Source organism: Mycoplasmoides fastidiosum, assembly GCF_024498275.1.
GTDB lineage: Bacteria > Bacillota_I > Bacilli_A > Mycoplasmatales > Mycoplasmoidaceae > Mycoplasma_N > Mycoplasma_N fastidiosum.
This window is the reverse complement of record NZ_CP101809.1, coordinates 1,031,034-1,049,056: the sequence shown is the minus strand read 5'-3', so window position 1 is coordinate 1,049,056 and position 18,023 is coordinate 1,031,034. Positions and strand designations below refer to the sequence as shown.

Below are 18,023 nucleotides of genomic sequence, written 5' to 3'. Positions count from 1 at the left end.
TGTGGTTGTTTTTTTGTATACTAGAGGGACAAATAATTATGATTAAATCAATTGTAATTTTTGATAGTATAATTATTTAGCAATTTTCTGAAGAAAATTTTATATAGGTATTTTAATGATTTTAAAAAATCGCATTTTTTTCAGCTTCAGATTTCGCAAACGCAATGATAATAAATCACTTGAAAATAATAAAATCATGCAGCGAATTCAAGAACTGGAAAACGAGAAAAAACTAAATCGATACGATATTAGAATCTTAAAACAAAAAGCTAAAATCTTGAGTGCTCGAAACGTTAAAGCAAAAGTTTTCGAAGAACCAAAAAACACTCGAGTTCAAAATCATTTAAATGTTAAAAAAGATGAAGAAGAATTTAACAAATTCACTAAAGTCTTTGAAGAGTCCGGATTTATCGATGGTTCTATCGATAAAATCAGACAACAAGAACAAGAAAAACTTTTAAATGATCCTAAGGTATTTCGCATAAAATGAGCTGATAATGATTAAAACAAATAAATCAAATCCTGCCAAAAACCCTGAATATTTCAGAAAAAAATTAATAACTAAAAATTCGGTAAAATCAACTGAAACTAATTCTGAAACTAGTACTAAACCCAAAAAAACCAAATTGGATGCTGCTGCTAAAAAACAATTGCGCAAATCAATTAGAATTGTTAAAAAAATGAACAAAAAACACAGCGGAAGTATTTTTTATAAAAATTCTCCTGATTGTGTTATTGAATTAGAAAACGTTTCTAAATGGTACAGCAACAATTTTAGTGTTAACAAAATTTTAGAAAACATTAACCTAACAATCAAACGGGGTGAATTTGTTGTGATTCTTGGTCCAAGTGGATCAGGGAAAACAACTCTACTGAATATTATTTCAGGGATGGACCGAGCTTCAAATGGCCAAGTTATTGTTTCTAACCATAATTTGATTACAATGTCAAATAAACAATTGACTAAATTCCGCAAAGAATATGTTAGCTTTGTTTTTCAGCAATATGGTTTATTAGGGGACTTAAAAATTCGGGAAAATATTGAATTAGGAGCTCAATTACAAGATAATTATCGAAAACGATTAGATATCGATGAGGTGATTTCTAACCTAGGGATTTTACGTCATAGTTTGAGATTCCCTCGGGAAATTTCGGGAGGTCAACAGCAACGGGTAGCAATTGCCCGGGCATTGGTTAAAAATCCGGAAATCCTTTTTGGAGATGAGCCAACTGGTGCGGTTGATGAAGAAACTTCTAAACAAATTCTAAAAATGTTTTGTGAGATTAATGCAATTTATAAAACAACGATTGTTATTGTGACTCACAACCCCATCATTGCTGAATTGGCAACCAAAGTTATAGTGGTAAGTTCTGGAACTTTAAAAGAAGTTCGTGAACAAGTGCCTAAATCTGTTGATGAATTAAATTGAGTAATTGAATAATGAATGTAGATATTAGAAAAAATAATCCTATTTTTGACAAAGATTTTATTATGAATCGATGTTTAAAATTTGTGGATTCGAATCGCCAAAAATTACGTAATGATCGACCTTTTAAATATTGGGCATTAAACCAAGATGTTTTTATTAACATTACTGTTGTTTTATGATTAATTTGGCAATCTTGAACTTTATCAGTCATTTTACCTAAACCAACGGTTATTGATGAGCACGGGCTATTTAATTTTTATTTACAAAGTGTTTTTTGGAAATTAGGGAACCTAGAAAATGCTTTAGCATTAAATGCTGATGTCGTCGCAGTACAATTTTTGGTTCAGGCCTACATTTTTATTGCTTTCACAATTATTTTATTTTTACTGACAATTTATACAGTTGTTGTTACTTTTAAATACATTGATGAAATCAAAAAAGCCACAACTAAGAATAATATTAAAACTTGACATCGTAAAATTACTTTCTTTCAAATCTTTGTTTTTTGTTTAGTTGTTTATGGTACTTCAATGTTTGGTTGATTACTGTTTGGAATGTTTTATATTCCTTTAGCTCAAGCTAGTCAGGGATTTGAGACTTTAGTTTTTATAATCCCACCTAAAAATGATTTGCAAACAGTACCGATCAATTTTAATCAAACAGGTTTAGCACTAATTGTAAGTAATTCAGTTAACTTATTTTTATTAGTCTCAATGTATTTGTTTTACATTCGTCAGCGTTTCATTGGTTATCGTTACTTTTTTTCTTTTGAAAAAAAAGAATGAAAACGCATTGATTATGTTGGCGAAACCATGAGTTTTAAAGAACAATATCAATTAATTAAAGCAAACAAACCACATAAAGGTAGCATTAATGCGGTTAATAATGAAGGTTATATTATTGAAATTAAAAATGTTAACAAATACTTCATTAGTAATGGTTTAAAACTACATGCTTTAAAAGACATTAACTTACGGATTAAACAAGGCGAGTTTGTTGTTATCTTGGGTCCAAGTGGATCGGGGAAAACAACTTTATTAAATATTATTTCTGGGGTTGATCGTCCAACTGATGGAGAAATTGTTGTTGCCAACAAAAACATTATTCGGATGAAGCCTGAAGCCTTAACTAAATATCGCCGTGAAAAAACAGGCTACATTTTTCAACAATATAGTTTATTACCCAATTTAACAGTGCGTGAAAATGTGATGATCGGTTCATATTTAGCCAAAGCTCGAAATAAAAAGATTAGTAAAATTCAAGGTAAGAAAAAATTTAGTTTGAATTTATCCAAAGGTTTGCGTATTCAAACTGCTAAAGACTCTTTTGTTGATGAAATCTTAAAACTATTAGATCTAGAAATTCACGCTAACAAGTACCCCTCACAGTTATCGGGTGGTCAACAACAACGGGTAGCAATTGCTCGTTCTTTTGTTAAACATCCAGATATCTTATTTGGTGATGAACCAACTGGTGCGATTGATGTGGAAATGTCTAAACAAATTTTAGAATTATTTTATTTAATTAACACTCTTGCTAAAACAACAGTGTTAATGGTGACCCACAACCCATTAATTGCAGAAATGGCTACCCGAGTAATTGTGGTAAGCAATGGTAAAATTGTGCGGAATCAAATCAATTTAAAACCTAAACGGGTTAATGAAATTGATTGGAACTAATAAAAAATCTACTTGACTATCAAGTAGATTTTTTATCTATTTATCGAGTTCATCAGAGAAAATGAGACTAGAATTTTGAAAAAATAACCAAAATTTTGGCTTTAAATATTTAAAATAAAGCCATTTAATATCTAATTTAAGCCGGAGTTAAAGTTAATGCAGGCATCATTAAATATCAAAACAGTTAATCCTAAATTTAATAAAATTTCTAATCAATTAATTCAAATTTACAATGATGATAATCAGTTGCAAAACTGCACTTACCTTCTGGTTGATGAAAATAAAGTTTTAATTATTGATCCCAGTTTCATTGGTGATTTTTTGATTGAATTTATCCAAAAAAATAATTTAGAAGTTGTTGGTATTTTTTTAACTCACGGTCATTGAGACCACTGAATTTATGCTCGGTCCATCATTGAATATACCAAACTCCCAATTTATTGTCACAAAGCTGATCAACCCGTTCTAGAAAATGGTTTAGCACGAATTCATTCCATGGACCCTAGTTATGATCCTAAACAATTAATTAATGATTTAGTTGTCTATCAAAACTGAAAAGATCATGATGTAATTGAAATCGATAATTTTCGGTTACGGGTTTTGCATACTCCTGGCCATAGTCCTGGTTCGGTTTGTTTTAGTTTTGATGATTATGTTTTTTCGGGTGATCATGTTTTTGCAACCACAATTGGTAGAACTGATTTATATCTTAGTGATCCCATGCAAATGAAGACAAGTTTACAAAAATTTTTTAAAAATTTTTGTAAATGCCAAATGATTTTACCGGGTCATTTAGATAAACATGTTCGGGTTTGCGATGCTTATAAAGCGATTAGTTCGAATATTAGCTTTGAGGATTAAAGGCAAAAAAATAAATTAATTTCACAAAATTCATTTAGAATAAGAAAATTTTTATTTTTTTTATTTTAGTTATTTAAACATGCTAAAATAAATTAAGGTTTCGAAGGCTTAGTTTTATCTCTAAGTCTTCTTAACTTTCTAAATTAAAATAAAGGAATATTTTTTTGTGTTATTTTCATATTAATTTTAAAAATTACTACTAATTTTTAAGGTTTATGAAAAATTTTTTTATGAATGCCCAGAGGATAGATTGCTGTGAATTATAGCGAAACTAATCAGGAATACTCAGAAGAGTTGAGGAACAAGATTAGCAAATATATTATTGATATTTTGCTAGAGAGTGAAAGAACTGTTCCTTACCGTTCTTTACGATTTAAGTTGATTGAGAAGATTAGAGCAGACAACGATGAGAGTTATATTCGAGATGACTTTTTCATTGACATTTTAAGTGAATTAATTGTTGAAGGAAAAATTGGTATCTCTAATTCCCAACGTTACTACATTGATTATTTGGATTGGCCTGAAAAAGATGGCAGAGTGTTAACTGGTTTATTTCGAATGAGTTATCAAAATAAAAATTCTATGGGTGATAGCGAAAGCGACCCTAAAAATTCTAATTGAGGATTCATTTCTGAAGTTGAAGATATTTCAATTTTCACTCCGGAAAATGAACATGAATTAGCCCGAAAAATTGGTCAAAAAGTTTCTCATTACGTACATACTCGTAATGTTGAAAGATTTTTGCCCCAGTTGAAAAACGGAGCATTAGTTAAATTTGTGGAACTTGATGTTTCAGCGAAGAAATCACAAAAAGAACGAGTATCTAAATATATTGATGCTCGTATTGTGGAAGTAATTCGTGAAATTCAAAAACCCAAAATTTCTGGTGATTTTGTCGGAAAAAGAGTGGCCGAATTAGTAAACATGAAAAAAATCTTTAAAAGAAGTTCAGGAAGAAAAACCTAAATCCGAAGAAGAACATATTAAAATCGTAACTTCAGGCGAATAGTTATAAAAGATTTTAAAAAAACCACCATTGTTATCAATGGTGGTTTTTTATTTGTTGTGATTATTTCGGGCAGCGTTTTTCTTTCGTAAAAAAGATAGAAACAGATTAATTGGTCGATCTTTTTTAACAGGAACATATGCACTAATTTGTTCAGCAGAAATTTCACCAGAACGTAAAATTTTTTTCTGGTTGTAATCAAAAATTGTTGATGCAATTCGTGAAATTTTAGCAGGATGAAAACTGTTGGCTTCGACAATAATTAGCTTGTTGATTTTGCCTTGAAATTGGGTTTGAATTTCAGCTAAATTAGTCACAGGAGGTTGATCAGATAAATTAGCTGAAGAAGAATAAAGCGGGCCTACTTCATCAATTAAATGAAGTAGGGGTTGATATTTGGGCATTCGATAAGAAGTTCCATTTAAAACAATTGTTAACGGTCCAGGCCAATAATTATTAACTAAAGGTTGTAAATCTTCAGGTAAAACTTCGGGAATTTGTTCTAGCCGAGAAATAAATACAATTAATCGTTTTCGTAGTGAACGTTTTTTTAGTTCATAAATAATGTCGGGTTGAATAGCAATTAAACCCTTAACCGTATCAGTGTCAACAATTGCGGCTTTGTTCATCTTTAATTCAAAAACAATTGATTTTAAGTCTTTTCAATGATAAATGCGCATAGTAACTTAATTTTACTGCATAAAAAAATCTCCTTAATTTTTAATTAAGGAGATTTTTAATTATATATATGGAGCAGAATACGAGAATCGAACTCGCGTCTTAACCTTGGCAAGGTTATATTCTACCATTAAACTAATTCTGCGCATGTTTCTAAAATCATAGAAAACAAACTCGAATCAATTATACCATATTTGCTGATTTAAACCAGTCGGTTTTAATTTATCAATTAGTAAAAACTTCAATATTTTCAACTTAAAATTTGGTCAACAATCCCATGAACACTAAAACCATTGGATTCATAAACTTTTTGACCATCTGCTGATTTACCAAATCTTTTAGCTAAACAACACTCAAAACGGTTAAATTTAGCTAGCATGTATCACATCTTATCATTAGAAGCTTCAATAGCAAAAATAGGTTTAGTTTTTAATTTTAGTTTTGTTATCAATTGATAATCAGTAACTAATTCTTGTAAAATGGGCACAGAAATAACTTGGGCAATAATTTCATGTTCTGCTTGTAATTTTTCAGCTACCTTGACCGCTAATTCTACTTCAGAACCAGAAGCCAAAATAGAGATGTCAAATTTTTCAGGTTGCAAAATAGGATAAGCAGCAAAATTAGTTGCTGGAGCTAAGTTAAATGATTTTAAAGGTTGTCGTGAACCAATAATAATTACTTGTTGATCTTGACTGTTAATAGCTCGTTTAAAAGCTAAATTGGTTTCAGCTTCGTCACAAGGACGAATCACTAAAGTATTAGGCATAGCTCGTAAAGTTGCTAATTGTTCAATTGGTTGATGGGTTGGTCCATCCCCGCCAACTTGATAACTATCGTGGGTAAAAACATGAATGCTAGGAATTTTCATGATTGCTCCTAAGCGTAAAGCTGGTTTAGAATAATCAGAAAAAACTAGAAAAGTAGCATCAATAGTTCGTAATTTACTATGTAAATAAATGCCATTATTAATTGCGGTCATAGCAAATTCCCGAATTCCATATTTAATGTTTCTTCCTCCTTCTTCTAAATCAGTTGTAAAACCAACCCGACATGCGGTTTTTAGATCAGCTGAACCACCAATGATATTTCAGAAGTCTTGTTCAATTTGTGCCATGATTTCTTGAATGTAGTCACGGATGGCACTGTTTGTTTTTTTAAAAGAAAAATTAAAATCAGGATAAGACAGGTTCTCATTCATTAAACTGCAAAATTTAATTCCTTCAGCTGGATATTGCGTCATATATTCATTGAATAACCGAAATCACTCTTCATAGGCCTCGTTTTTTTGTTCCAAAAGTTTTTTTCCGTGTTGATAAATTTCATCTGGATATTCAAAAGGGACAAAAGAAGTTAATCCATTCAGTTTTTTATAAGCAATTGTTTCTTCAGGATTTAAAGTTCCATTATGCCCTTTTGGTTGATTGGCTCATTTTGTATTTTTAGCAATTACGGTTTTAACTTGAATATAAGTGGGCTTTTGATTGAGTTTAGCCTGATCAATTGCTGCTAAAATTCCTTCTGAATCATCATTTTCTAAAATGATGACATCAAAATTTTGGGATTGAAAATATTGCACAAAATCAATCTTATTAACTGCAGACGAACGTGAATCAATTTGACAATCATTGTAATCGTGTAACAAAATTAGCTGGTTTAAATTTAAAGTTCCAGCTAACTGAATCGCTTCTAAAGCAACCCCTTCTTGTAAATCGCCATCCCCACAAATAACAAAAATTTCATGATCCATAATGGGGAAATTGGGACGATTAAATTGTTTGGCTAAATAAGTTTGACTAATGGCCATGCCTACGCCCATAGCAACACCTTGACCTAATGGACCAGTTGAAGCATCAATGTAACCATCATAACTGATTTCGGGATGACTGGGCGTTTTGGAGTCTAGTTGTTTATGTTTTTGCATGTCTTCTTTGGTTAGCAAACCCATGAAATGATGAATTGAATAAAGCAATAAGGACCCATGCCCCGCACTTAGGATCAACCGGTCACGATTGATCCAATTCGGTCTTTTATGAGTGAATTTCATTTTTCGACCAATCAGGTTATAAGCTAAATTGGTTGCTCCTAAAGCCATCCCAATGTGTCCTTGTTTGGCTTGATTAATTGCATCTAAACTAATTCCCCGCATTGCGGCTACAAATTTTTGGTGAATATTTGACATTTTATTTTCCGTTTGTATCCAAATTTTCTTCGGGTGATAATTGGGTTTTTCGGCGTGGTCATCATGACACATATTTTAGTAATAACCCATCCACGATTAAACCAAAATAAATAATAAGAGCTAACCCAAAAGCCACTCATTTACTAATTAAACCAAGAACCCCAGGAATTGCACCAATGATGTAATCAGTATCACCCCAGTTTAGAGAAATTAAAGAACTTGGTTCTTCAGCCCTGGCGGCTAAAGCGGACAATTGTTCATTTGTTCCTGGCACTCATTTTCCAGCAAGAAAAATCACCGGAATAAAAGTAATAAAAATTCCCATAATTAATGGACCCACAATTGCGCCCCAAATCCCCCCTTTAACATTGCCAAATACACCACTGGTCGCACCTAAAAAGAAATGGGGCACTAAACCAGGTAAAATTGTAGCGACAATAATTTGACCACCTGATAATCCAATCGTAATCCCCATACCAATAATGCCGCCAACAAACGAACTAATAAACCCAATAATCACCGCATTAGGTGCGTAAGGATAAACAACAGGACAGTCTACAGCAGCTTTAGAATTTTTAATAAACCGGTCACTAATGCCCTTAAATAGGGGAACCAGTTCACCAATAAACATTCGTACCCCAATTAAAATGATTTCTACACCAGCAGTAAAAATAAAGGCTTGTAAAAACATTTGCACTAACCAATGGGGTGAGCTTAAAATCTTGACAACATTTTCTAATCCAGGAAGAGGAACATGAACCCCATCAACTTCTTGGGTATATCGCCCCAGATCATACATGATACCGCTAGGAATAAATGCAAACATGTAGAAAATAAAAATCGTAATGGAAATAGAGACTAGAGTATTACGAAAAAAGAATAAACCTTTGGGGAATTTAATTGCTTCAGTAGAAGTAACTTTGCCTTTTTTTAATTTATAAATGACTTCACCAATTAACCCACTAATCGCATACCCAAATCCACCAGTATGACCTAAACCAATTTCATTGGTGCCAGTAATTAACCGCATATACCGTTGCTGAGAAGCGGGGGATAAAACCATATAAACTGCTATTACTGATGAACCAGCAAATAGGGAAATGACAAAATCAGAAACATTATTCTCAAAGTCAAACCCAATTGTGTACATGACAGTAGCTAACATCAATGATGTGTAATACAACACATGACCTGACAAATAAACATATTTAAACCGAGAGAAAGCAGCTAGAATTAAATTCATCACCATGCCCACGATCATAATTAATGATCCTAAAGTAGCAATGCGGGGTAAAGCAGTGGCTAGCAATCCAGCAAATGCATCATTGTTAGGAATCACTCCGTTTAAATTGTAGGTCACTTCAAACAAGGGCTGAAAATTATTTAGTGATCCCACTAAAACTCCAGCACCCCCACCTAAAATTAAAAAACCGACAATTACTTTAAAAACACTAATTGTAATTTCGGTTATTTTACGTTTTTGTAGCAGTGCACCAATTAGGGTAAAAATGGCCACTAAAAAAGCTGGAACAGCTACAAAATCGCGTAAGAAAATTAGAACTCACATTTTCTGTGCCTATATTTTTAAAAAAGCTTTTATTTTTGTTTCCAATTCTTGTTTGGACAAAATATTAGTCAAAACAATCATTTTGTCTTCGGGAAAATTTAGTGATGGAGCTACATCCTTCCCGATGACAATGAAATCTAATCCTTGTCCATTAAAAGAGGAAATGTTAGTGTGATTAACACTTTCATATTGAACACCCAAAGCATCTAAAACACTTTTCACGTTCATTTCAAGTAATAAAGATGAACCCAACCCAGATCCACAAACGCATGTAATTTTCATTTGATATCGTTTTCCCTATCATTTAATAATTTTTTTAAATTCAGCTAACGATTGAACTTTTAAAATGGCAGCTTTAGTTTGTTCATCAGTAAAATATTGACTAAATTCAGCAATTAAATCCATGTGACTATTATTATCTGGTGCCGCCATAGTGATAATAATGCGGGCTTGTTTATCAGCTTGATCAGCAAAGATTACATTATCTTTTAAGATCAAAGTTGATGTAGCCGGAGCTAAAGCATAAGTGCCTGGTTCAGCATGTAATAAAGCTAAACCCCCTTCAAAAACATAGTAAGGACCAAATTTCGCCGTTGTTGCAAAAATCGCATTAGCTAGTTGAGCAGTTGCTTTATTATGTCGTACTAAAATTTCCACTCCCTTAATTACGGCTGTTTTTCAGTCGTGAATGGTGTCACTTCATTCGATCATTTCAGGGTGAAATAATTGTAATTTTTCGGCCATGATTGATTAGTTTTGTTTTAGTTAGATTAATAAAAGAAACCACCCACCTAAATTTTATCGATCCAAAAAAAGTTTTCGTGATTTTGGAAAATTTTTTTCAATTAACACAAATTTATAAAAAAAATTTTAGAAACCTTCAATAGAAAAAACAAGACCTTTTTGCTGGTGAAATTGCAATTTTTTAGTAATAATTAGATGATTTCTACAACCTTTTCAAGAAAAAATAATCATTGATCAAGAATAAAAATAACTGCTGAAAGCAAGAAAAAAACCAAGAGCTAGCTCTTGGTTTTTTTAATAAAAGAAACGGTAAAAATCAATTAAGTTATTTAGTTTCAACAGCAACTGGAGTTTTACGACGCGGTCATCATGGCACAAATTTCAATAAGATACCATCAATAATTAATAAACCATAAACCACAAGTGCAAAAGCAAAACCAACCCATTTGTTAATTAAACCTAAAACTCCAGGAATAATACCTAATGTATAATCAGTATCACCTCAGTTTAAAGTTCTTAATCCATCGAGCTGACTTTCACCACCATTTTGAATAGCAATTGCTTCTAATTCTTTATTGGCCCCGGGAACCCATTGTCCTAGGATAAAGATGATTGGAACAAAAGTAATTAAGATTCCGACGGTAAAAGCAGCTAAAATTGCGCCTAAATATCCGCCTTTAGCATTACCATAAATCCCATTAGTTGCCCCTAAGAAAAAGTGGGGTACTAAACCAGGCAAAATAACAGCAGGAATGAATGCGCCTTGGGATAGACCAATCGTAATTCCCAACCCGACGATTCCACCCAAGAATGAACTAATAAATCCAATTAAAACAGCATTCTGAGCATAAGGGAATAGAACCGGACAATCGACCGCGGCTTTAGCCCGTTTAATAAATTTCTCACTAATTCCTTTAAATAAAGGGACTAGCTCACCAATAAACATGCGTACTCCCACTAAGATAATCTCGACTCCAGCTGTAAATGTAAAAGCTTGAATCAACATTTCCACAAACCAGTTGCGAGTACTTAAAATTCCAACGATGACTTCTTTTCCTACTTTAGGGACAGTGCGACCATCAACCACTTGGGTATAATGACCCAATTCATACATGACACCACTTGGGATAAAGGCTAACATATAGAAAATAAAAATGGTTAAAGTAATGGAAACTAAAATATTTCTTAAGAAGAATAATTGTTTAGGGAAATTAATTGCTTCAGTAGAAGTAATTTTTCCCTTGCGAAGTTTACCCACTGCTTCACCAATCACTCCACTAATTGCATAACCAAAACTACCAGTATGGCCAAGACCAAATTCATCAGTTCCAGTAATAGTACGGGTATAACGTTGCATCATGGCTGGTGAAATTGCCATATACAAAGATAAAATTGCAGCTCCGCCGAATAAAGAAATGACAAAATCAGCAGGATTATTTTCAAAATCAAACCCGATTTTATAAAAAACCCCTGATAACATCAAACCTAAATAATATAACATGTGTCCAGAAACAAACACATAACGGAAGCGGGAAAAACCAGCCAAAATCAAGTTCATGATCATTCCCACAATCATGATTAACGAAGCTAAACTACCCATTTTTGGTAAAACATTAGCTAACAAACCTGAAAAAGCATCATTATTAGGAATAATTCCTTGCAAACTGTATGCAGATTCAAATAGGGGTTGAAACTGGTTCAGCGAGCCAATTAATACTCCAGCACCAGCACCTAAAATTAAAAATCCAACAATTACCTTAAAAACGCTAGTAACAATCTCGTTTAGTTTTTTACGTTGTAACAAAGCTCCAATTAGTGCGAAAATGGCAACTAAAAAGGCTGGTAAACCAACAAAATCACGTAAAAATATTAGAAATCACATATTTTTAAATCCTTATAACTTTAAAAAAGTTTTTAGTTTGGTTTCCACTTCTTCTTTTGACAAAATATTGGTGATCAGCACCATTTTTTCATGCGGATAATTCAAAGATGAGGCAACATCAGCACCAATGACAATGAAATCAACATCAATTCCGTTAAAAGAAGAAATATTTGTGTGTTCAACACTTTCATATTTAATGCCTAATTTCTCCAGCACCGACTTGACATTCATTTCTAATAACAATGAAGAGCCTAATCCTGAACCGCAAACACATTTGATTCGCATGATATTCTCTCCTTCTTAAATTTTGACCAATTTCTTAAATTCAGTCAACGACTGTACTTGTAAAATTTGGTTTTTTAGTTCTTGATCCCCAAAAACTTTACTAAATTCAGCAATTAAATCAATGTGACTATTGCTATCGGGTGCAGCCATAGTAATGATAATGCGGGCTTGTTTATCAGCTTGATCAGCAAAGATTACATTATCTTTTAAGATCAAAGTAGAAGTAGCTGCTGTTAATGAGTGTGAATTTGGTTCAGCATGTAATAAAGCCAATCCTGGTTCAAATACATAGTATGGACCAAATTTATCAGTAGTAGCAAAAATTGCTGTAGCTAATTCAGGAGTAGCTTTATTTTGCTGAACTAATAAGTCAACACCTTTATAAACAGCAGTTTTTCAATCTTTAATTTCATCACTCCATGCTAACATGTCCGGATCAAATAATTTGGATTGTTGAGACATAACGAATGATCACTTTATAAATAAAATTATTTGCCCCAACGATTAAAACTAATCACTGTGGTAACAAGGCTTTCTAAAAAAAAGACAAGATGTTTATAGACTCAAAAATATTTTTTGGTTCGTAAATACTTTAAACCCAATTTAAGTTCATCTGGTTCTAAAATGGTGGGTAAAACTTTTAGACAATCTGAATAAATATTACGAAATAATTGATAACTAATTTGTAAATCAATTAGAAAAACAAGCAAACTAATTCCGACTAAAACAACAGTCACAATTCATAAGTTCACAATTAGGAAAAACGAATACAACAGGAATAAAACTAATTGAGTAATTTTAAATCCTTGTTCAATTTGATAGTACTGATTTGAGGCGTGTACTCTTTTATGAAAAATAAAAATAGCATTAACATACGCATAAACAGAATTATTATCAAGATGATTAATGATACGTAATGTTTGTGTTTTGGAATTAAATTCAGTTGCTAAAAAGTGTTTTTGAATTTGGAGTGAATAATGATAATCGTGAGATTGTAATTGATTTTTTAAAAAATATAATGAATTATTTTTGGTCGATTTCACAAAAATCTGGGAATATTTATGCCGTAAATTTTCAACATAAATTCACCGAATCAAAAAAGAAATTGTGATGATAACAAAAGGTAAATATAAACCCAGTCAGTTGAATTGAAAAGTCATTTAACGCCTTTTGTTTTCAGTTTCAAATTTATTAATGTTTTCTAAACGATTGACAACTTGTTCAACTCTAATTTCACCTTGATTAGAAGCATTAGAATTAATATAGGTTTCTAATTGGCTTAGAGTCATAAGTTTGTATTTAGTGGAATTAACAATTTCTAAATCAGAATTATTATGTATAAGCACCACTTCGACACTGCCAAAATTTTGGCGCATAAATCTTTCAATTTCTTTGTATCAAGTTAAGTGAAAGTTTTCAATCACTCTTTTCTTGTTTTTGAAATACAAAAATCCGGAATTGAAATTCTGATTGGTGATTTCGATTTTATTTGCTTTTTTCGTATTTAAAAAATCAGAAAGGACTACAATTTTATTAGGGAGAATAATTACTCCAGGAATGACTGAAAAATTCCGTTTAGCAAATTTATTTTTAATTAGTAAATTGACAAAAGTATTTGTAAAGTTATTACTTTTACAAAAGAAATCTAGTTCTTCAATTGTTTGTCGAGAGACTGAACCAATTTGGTTTTGGGCTTTTTGGTTAGAATGTTTGTTTTTGGTTTTAAGATAATAAATTAAAGCTCCTAGTGCAATTAAACATAAAATTGTAATTGCCACATACAAAGAAACTCTTAGAAGCATAAAGCTACAAAACCAATCATTTAATGAGAAATTTTAGTTAATCAAATTATCTGGTTTAAATTATATAGGATTAAAAATAATTTGCTATCTTTTGCAAATCCTAATTCCTAAAAAGAAAAGTTTAAAAATTATTTTATGAAAAAAGGTGTCTTTAAACCAATTTTGCAAAAAAGGAATAGACTCTCAGAATCTGATTTAAATATTTTCAATTACATTAATAGTTTTCCTGATGATTCTTTTAATCTTAATCTTACTGAATTAGCAGCAGCATGTTTTGTATCCGAAGCAAGTGTGAGTCGGTTTGTTCGAAAAAATTTGTTTAACTCATACCGAGAAATGGTGTTATATATCAACAAACAAATCCAATCTATCAACAGTCAGAGTTGCTTGTTGATTAATCAAGATGAAGAATTTAATAAGCTGTATAACATTCAAAACTATGCCTTTCAAGCAACAATTAATGACCGAAATTTACAAAAAATTAAAACAGCGGCCAATATGATTTATCAGGCCAATCGGGTGGCGGTGTTAGGCTTAGGATCATCATATAAAACAGCAAGCGAGTTTGCCGCTAACTTACGCAAAATTGGGTTAAATGTAATTTCAGATCCAGATTTTCATGTCTTTTTTCCTTTAATTGCGTTATTGGATAAAAAATCTTTACTCATTGTTGTTTCTAATAAAATGATAAATCGTGAAATTATTATTGCGATCGAAACTGCCAAATCACAACAATGTAAAATTGTTGTGATTACTTCTAATGAAGAAAATATTTTAAATAACTGTATTGATCTGAAAATTAGCTATCATAAAATTCATGATAAAAACAAGCATGTGCCATCGGCTTCGAAAATTAGTCAGTTTTTAATTATTGATTATTTGTTTGATCATTTATTAAACAAAAATCCTAAATTCAAAAAAAATCTGGATAAAACCCAAAACATTTTGAAGAAATGAATTTAAAAAATACAATTCAATTTATTTATTTTCATATTTAGATAATTAACCGAAAAAACAATTTTTAAAATATAATTAAAAACATAATTTTCGGGAGGTTCATATATGAACGAAACTTATAATTTTCAGCCAGAGACCAATTTATTATTGCAAAAAGTGAAAACTTGAATTATTGTTAAACTTGTGTTGCATAGTTTAGGACTTCTTTTTGTTATTATTTCAGTAGGAATTGCTGTTTCTGCTGCTTTGCAACTTGGTGTTCCTGGTCAAGGTATTGCTGGATTGAGCGATCTTAATATTACTGGATGATTATCTAATCCTGCATTAATTGCAAATCAAAACTCGGGCCAGGTTTTTGTCTTGTTTGTTATTGGTATTGCGCTTTTTGCTAATTTAATTATTGCTATTTTTTTATATTTAAACAGCGCTAAATTAATGAATACTCCTGATTTTCAAGCGAATCTAGAAACCAGACTAAGTAATTTGAATAATTTAGCCTTAATCAGTTTAATTTTTCAATATATTTTTCCTCTTGTTTCTTTTATTAGCGATATTGTTTTTTGTCATCGAGTGCGTAAATTTACAGCTAATAAAGCCCACAAACCAAAACAAAATAAAAATTCAACTGAAAATAATTAATAGCAAATTATTTTATTAAACACAAAAAAACAACCACTAAGTTTTAGTGGTTGTTTTTTTGATTTTAGAAAGAAATTATTTTGGAGTTGATTCAGGTTGTTTTTTATCACTATTAAATAATTTAGCTAATTCATTAACAGAAGAAGATGGAGATAATTTAGTTGAGGATGAATTTTGATTTGCAAATAGTTTTAAAAGTGCTTCGATTATTTTTTCAGAAGAAGTAATGAGATTATTGGTTTCTAATTTTAATTTTTCAAATAAAGCACTAGCAGATTGCATGGAACCATTGGAATCTGATCCAACATCAGTGTTAACACTTGGATTTTCGCTTTTAAGGAAGCTGGCTAGGAATTGGTCGAAAATTCGAAATTCATTACTACTGCTTAAACTATCAATTAGTTGCTTTAAAGATGCTGTTAATGTATTTTTTTCAGTGCTAGAGATTTTAGTCTGAATATTTTTGAGAATCTTTTCCATATCAGCAAAATTTTTGATCGAACTAGCCTCACCTTCGCCTTGTTCATCCTTAAGAATCTTTTCCATTTCAGCAAAGTCTTTGGATCAATCTTCTTTTAAATCAGAACCATCAATAAAATATTGCAGTAAGTTTTTGGTATTTCTGATTTGAAAAACTTGATAATGATCTTTTAAAGATTGCAGAGTAGTTAATATGGCACGAAATTTATTTCATTCTTGATAAAAATTAGTAAATTTATCGTGAAATTGTTTATTAATTTGAATCATTGATTCTAAATTACTTATTGTACTTCCAAGAAAATTTGAATCTCTGGTTTCTAGTTGCTTGATTTTTTGCAAATCACCAATTAAACTTGTTCATCCATTAGATGTTAAACTTGTTCATTTGCTAGATGTTAAAAGATTTTGGAATTTATTTGTTTGATTCTTGATATCTCTTGCAACATTTCTGGTGTTATTTTTATTTAATTGGGTTAGCAAAGGAGCGACACCAGCTACTTGGGCGGAATGATTTAAATTAGGAGCAAAATTTAATTGGTCTAAAAGTTTGTCAGAATTTAAAGCTAAAAAAATTAAAGCATCTTGATTGTTGCTTAATAAGCCTTGGTTTAGAGTTAATGCTTTTATTTCATAATCTAATTGGTTTCAAGTTTGATTTTGATGAACTAAATTCTCAAAAGAATAATTGAAATTTTGATCAATATTATCACTTGATCTACCTAAAAGTTGGGATTGTAATTGATCTAATAAATGATCTAAAGCTTCCTGATTTTCCTTAGATTGGAAAATATCGGATTTCAAATGATTAGCTCGATCTTCTAATTTAATTGCTTTTAAACTAAGATCTTCTAGAAGATTGGCAATTTTAACGTATTTTTCAGTTAAATTTCTTAAATGAATTAGATATTGATCTTTAATTTCTACTAAAGATCGCAAGTTCTGCACTTGATTATTGTTTGAATCAATATATGTTTTTAAGACTTTTGAAAAATCTGCTTTTAATGATAATAATTTTTCTTGATCAGCAGAACTAGATAACTTGGTTAATTCAGAGGATAACTGGTTTGCTTGGGTTGTTAAAGCATTGAAAGAATCATTAAAAAATTTTTGATCTTCTTGGGAAGTGTCAGAGCTTTGAATCTTGACAAGAGAAGATTGCAAGAATTTTGTTAATGCATGAACTGAAGCGGTAGCAGAATTATTAGCTGTATCATTAGATTTGCCTAAGCTAGATTGAGCATTTGTAATTGTCTGTGAACTCAAACTTACACTTTTAGTATTTAAAAGATTGAATTGACTATTAATTTCATCAATAGTTTTCTTTTTATTATTTGTTAGTGTTGTTTGAACTTCGCTTTGAGCTAAAATCTGTTTTATTCTATCCAATTGTTCAGCATTTGTTGTAATTAATGGGATATTATTTTTATTAGGTTGATTTTGAGTCTTATTATTATCTGAAAGATCTTTGAAAGGTTTTTCAAAAAAATATAGAGCTTGTTCTTGATTTTTTCCTATTTCAGAATTAGCATCAACATCTGGTTTAGGTTTTGAGTCTTCTGATTGTACTGGAGGTTTGGTTAAAGTGGTTTCTGGATTTTTAATTAAAGGCCGACCATCTTTTGTCTCCTTGCTTGAGAGTTGGTTATTATTGATTGACTCAGTGTTTGCCAATTGTTCTGAACAAGCACTTAAAACTAAGCTGCCAATATTCACCAATCCCAATTGAACCACTCATAATTTACTTTTTTTAAATCATCTTATTTTTTTCATCAAATTAAAGAATTGTTCTGTTCAGAACAATATTTAAATTAACTACATAAAACAAATTATT

18 protein-coding genes and 1 tRNA gene are annotated in these 18,023 nt (G+C 31.0%); 7 read left to right on the top strand and 12 right to left on the bottom strand.

Translation table 4 applies throughout. The annotated features are described in order from the left end of the window. Positions 1 to 115 precede the first annotated feature (115 nt). The 5 genes from NPA10_RS03665 (at position 116) to NPA10_RS03645 (ending at position 4,936) form a co-directional block, all read left to right on the top strand. Positions 116 to 505, top strand: a complete 390-nt coding sequence (locus NPA10_RS03665) for a hypothetical protein (protein WP_256547358.1) — start codon at positions 116 to 118, stop codon at positions 503 to 505. Beyond that, the gene (locus NPA10_RS03660; protein WP_256547357.1) at positions 498 to 1,442 is read left to right on the top strand and encodes an ABC transporter ATP-binding protein; all 945 of its coding nucleotides are present in this window, start codon (positions 498 to 500) and stop codon (positions 1,440 to 1,442) included. The genes NPA10_RS03665 and NPA10_RS03660 overlap by 8 nt, the downstream gene beginning before the upstream one ends. Positions 1,443 to 1,492: 50 nt before the next feature. After that, the gene (locus NPA10_RS03655) at positions 1,493 to 3,109 is read left to right on the top strand and encodes an ABC transporter ATP-binding protein (protein ID WP_256547356.1); all 1,617 of its coding nucleotides are present in this window, start codon (positions 1,493 to 1,495) and stop codon (positions 3,107 to 3,109) included. Between the two features lie 156 nt (positions 3,110 to 3,265). Beyond that, a complete protein-coding gene (locus NPA10_RS03650) occupies positions 3,266 to 3,970 on the top strand; it encodes an MBL fold metallo-hydrolase (RefSeq protein ID WP_256547355.1) in 705 nt (234 codons plus the stop codon). A 255-nt stretch (positions 3,971 to 4,225) separates the two neighbouring features. Continuing rightward, positions 4,226 to 4,936 (top strand): hypothetical protein, encoded by a 711-nt coding sequence (locus tag NPA10_RS03645; protein WP_256547354.1) that lies wholly within the window; start codon positions 4,226 to 4,228, stop codon positions 4,934 to 4,936. Between the two features lie 90 nt (positions 4,937 to 5,026). On the opposite strand, the gene NPA10_RS03640 is transcribed toward NPA10_RS03645, so the two are convergent. From NPA10_RS03640 to NPA10_RS03590, 11 genes are all read right to left on the bottom strand, one after another. After that, complete coding sequence (locus NPA10_RS03640; RefSeq protein WP_256547353.1) at positions 5,027 to 5,605, bottom strand: L-threonylcarbamoyladenylate synthase; 579 nt, start codon at positions 5,603 to 5,605, stop codon at positions 5,027 to 5,029. Between the two features lie 120 nt (positions 5,606 to 5,725). Next, positions 5,726 to 5,799, bottom strand: a tRNA-Gly gene (locus NPA10_RS03635). An 84-nt stretch (positions 5,800 to 5,883) separates the two neighbouring features. After that, the gene (locus tag NPA10_RS03630) at positions 5,884 to 7,836 is read right to left on the bottom strand and encodes a transketolase-like TK C-terminal-containing protein (RefSeq protein ID WP_256547352.1); all 1,953 of its coding nucleotides are present in this window, start codon (positions 7,834 to 7,836) and stop codon (positions 5,884 to 5,886) included. Position 7,837: 1 nt separating this feature from the next. Next, positions 7,838 to 9,403 carry a PTS sugar transporter subunit IIC gene (locus NPA10_RS03625; protein ID WP_256547351.1) on the bottom strand — a complete coding sequence of 522 codons (1,566 nt, stop codon included), beginning with the start codon at positions 9,401 to 9,403 and terminating at the stop codon, positions 7,838 to 7,840. Positions 9,404 to 9,412: 9 nt separating this feature from the next. After that, positions 9,413 to 9,685, bottom strand: coding sequence for a PTS sugar transporter subunit IIB (locus NPA10_RS03620; RefSeq protein WP_256547350.1), 273 nt, complete (start codon positions 9,683 to 9,685; stop codon positions 9,413 to 9,415). A gap of 15 nt (positions 9,686 to 9,700) precedes the next feature. Beyond that, complete coding sequence (locus tag NPA10_RS03615) at positions 9,701 to 10,147, bottom strand: PTS sugar transporter subunit IIA (protein ID WP_256547349.1); 447 nt, start codon at positions 10,145 to 10,147, stop codon at positions 9,701 to 9,703. A 325-nt stretch (positions 10,148 to 10,472) separates the two neighbouring features. Next, complete coding sequence (locus NPA10_RS03610; protein WP_256547348.1) at positions 10,473 to 12,029, bottom strand: PTS ascorbate transporter subunit IIC; 1,557 nt, start codon at positions 12,027 to 12,029, stop codon at positions 10,473 to 10,475. A gap of 12 nt (positions 12,030 to 12,041) precedes the next feature. Continuing rightward, positions 12,042 to 12,314 carry a PTS sugar transporter subunit IIB gene (locus NPA10_RS03605; RefSeq protein ID WP_256547347.1) on the bottom strand — a complete coding sequence of 91 codons (273 nt, stop codon included), beginning with the start codon at positions 12,312 to 12,314 and terminating at the stop codon, positions 12,042 to 12,044. Between the two features lie 15 nt (positions 12,315 to 12,329). After that, positions 12,330 to 12,776 carry a PTS sugar transporter subunit IIA gene (locus NPA10_RS03600; RefSeq protein WP_256547346.1) on the bottom strand — a complete coding sequence of 149 codons (447 nt, stop codon included), beginning with the start codon at positions 12,774 to 12,776 and terminating at the stop codon, positions 12,330 to 12,332. A gap of 26 nt (positions 12,777 to 12,802) precedes the next feature. Further along, the gene (locus NPA10_RS03595; protein ID WP_256547345.1) at positions 12,803 to 13,474 is read right to left on the bottom strand and encodes a hypothetical protein; all 672 of its coding nucleotides are present in this window, start codon (positions 13,472 to 13,474) and stop codon (positions 12,803 to 12,805) included. Then, the gene (locus tag NPA10_RS03590) at positions 13,475 to 14,092 is read right to left on the bottom strand and encodes a hypothetical protein (RefSeq protein ID WP_256547344.1); all 618 of its coding nucleotides are present in this window, start codon (positions 14,090 to 14,092) and stop codon (positions 13,475 to 13,477) included. A gap of 159 nt (positions 14,093 to 14,251) precedes the next feature. On the opposite strand from NPA10_RS03590, the gene NPA10_RS03585 reads away from it, so the two are divergent. Together NPA10_RS03585 and NPA10_RS03580 are read left to right on the top strand one after the other, a co-directional pair. Then, positions 14,252 to 15,079 (top strand): MurR/RpiR family transcriptional regulator, encoded by an 828-nt coding sequence (locus NPA10_RS03585; protein ID WP_256547343.1) that lies wholly within the window; start codon positions 14,252 to 14,254, stop codon positions 15,077 to 15,079. A 99-nt stretch (positions 15,080 to 15,178) separates the two neighbouring features. Continuing rightward, positions 15,179 to 15,712: a hypothetical protein gene (locus tag NPA10_RS03580; protein ID WP_256547342.1), complete on the top strand. Its 534-nt coding sequence runs from the start codon at positions 15,179 to 15,181 to the stop codon at positions 15,710 to 15,712. 75 nt (positions 15,713 to 15,787) lie between these two features. Here the strand turns inward: NPA10_RS03580 and NPA10_RS03575 are convergent, their stop codons facing one another. After that, entirely contained in the window at positions 15,788 to 17,962 is a 2,175-nt protein-coding gene (locus NPA10_RS03575) for a hypothetical protein (protein WP_256547341.1), read from the bottom strand. Positions 17,963 to 18,023: the final 61 nt, after the last annotated feature.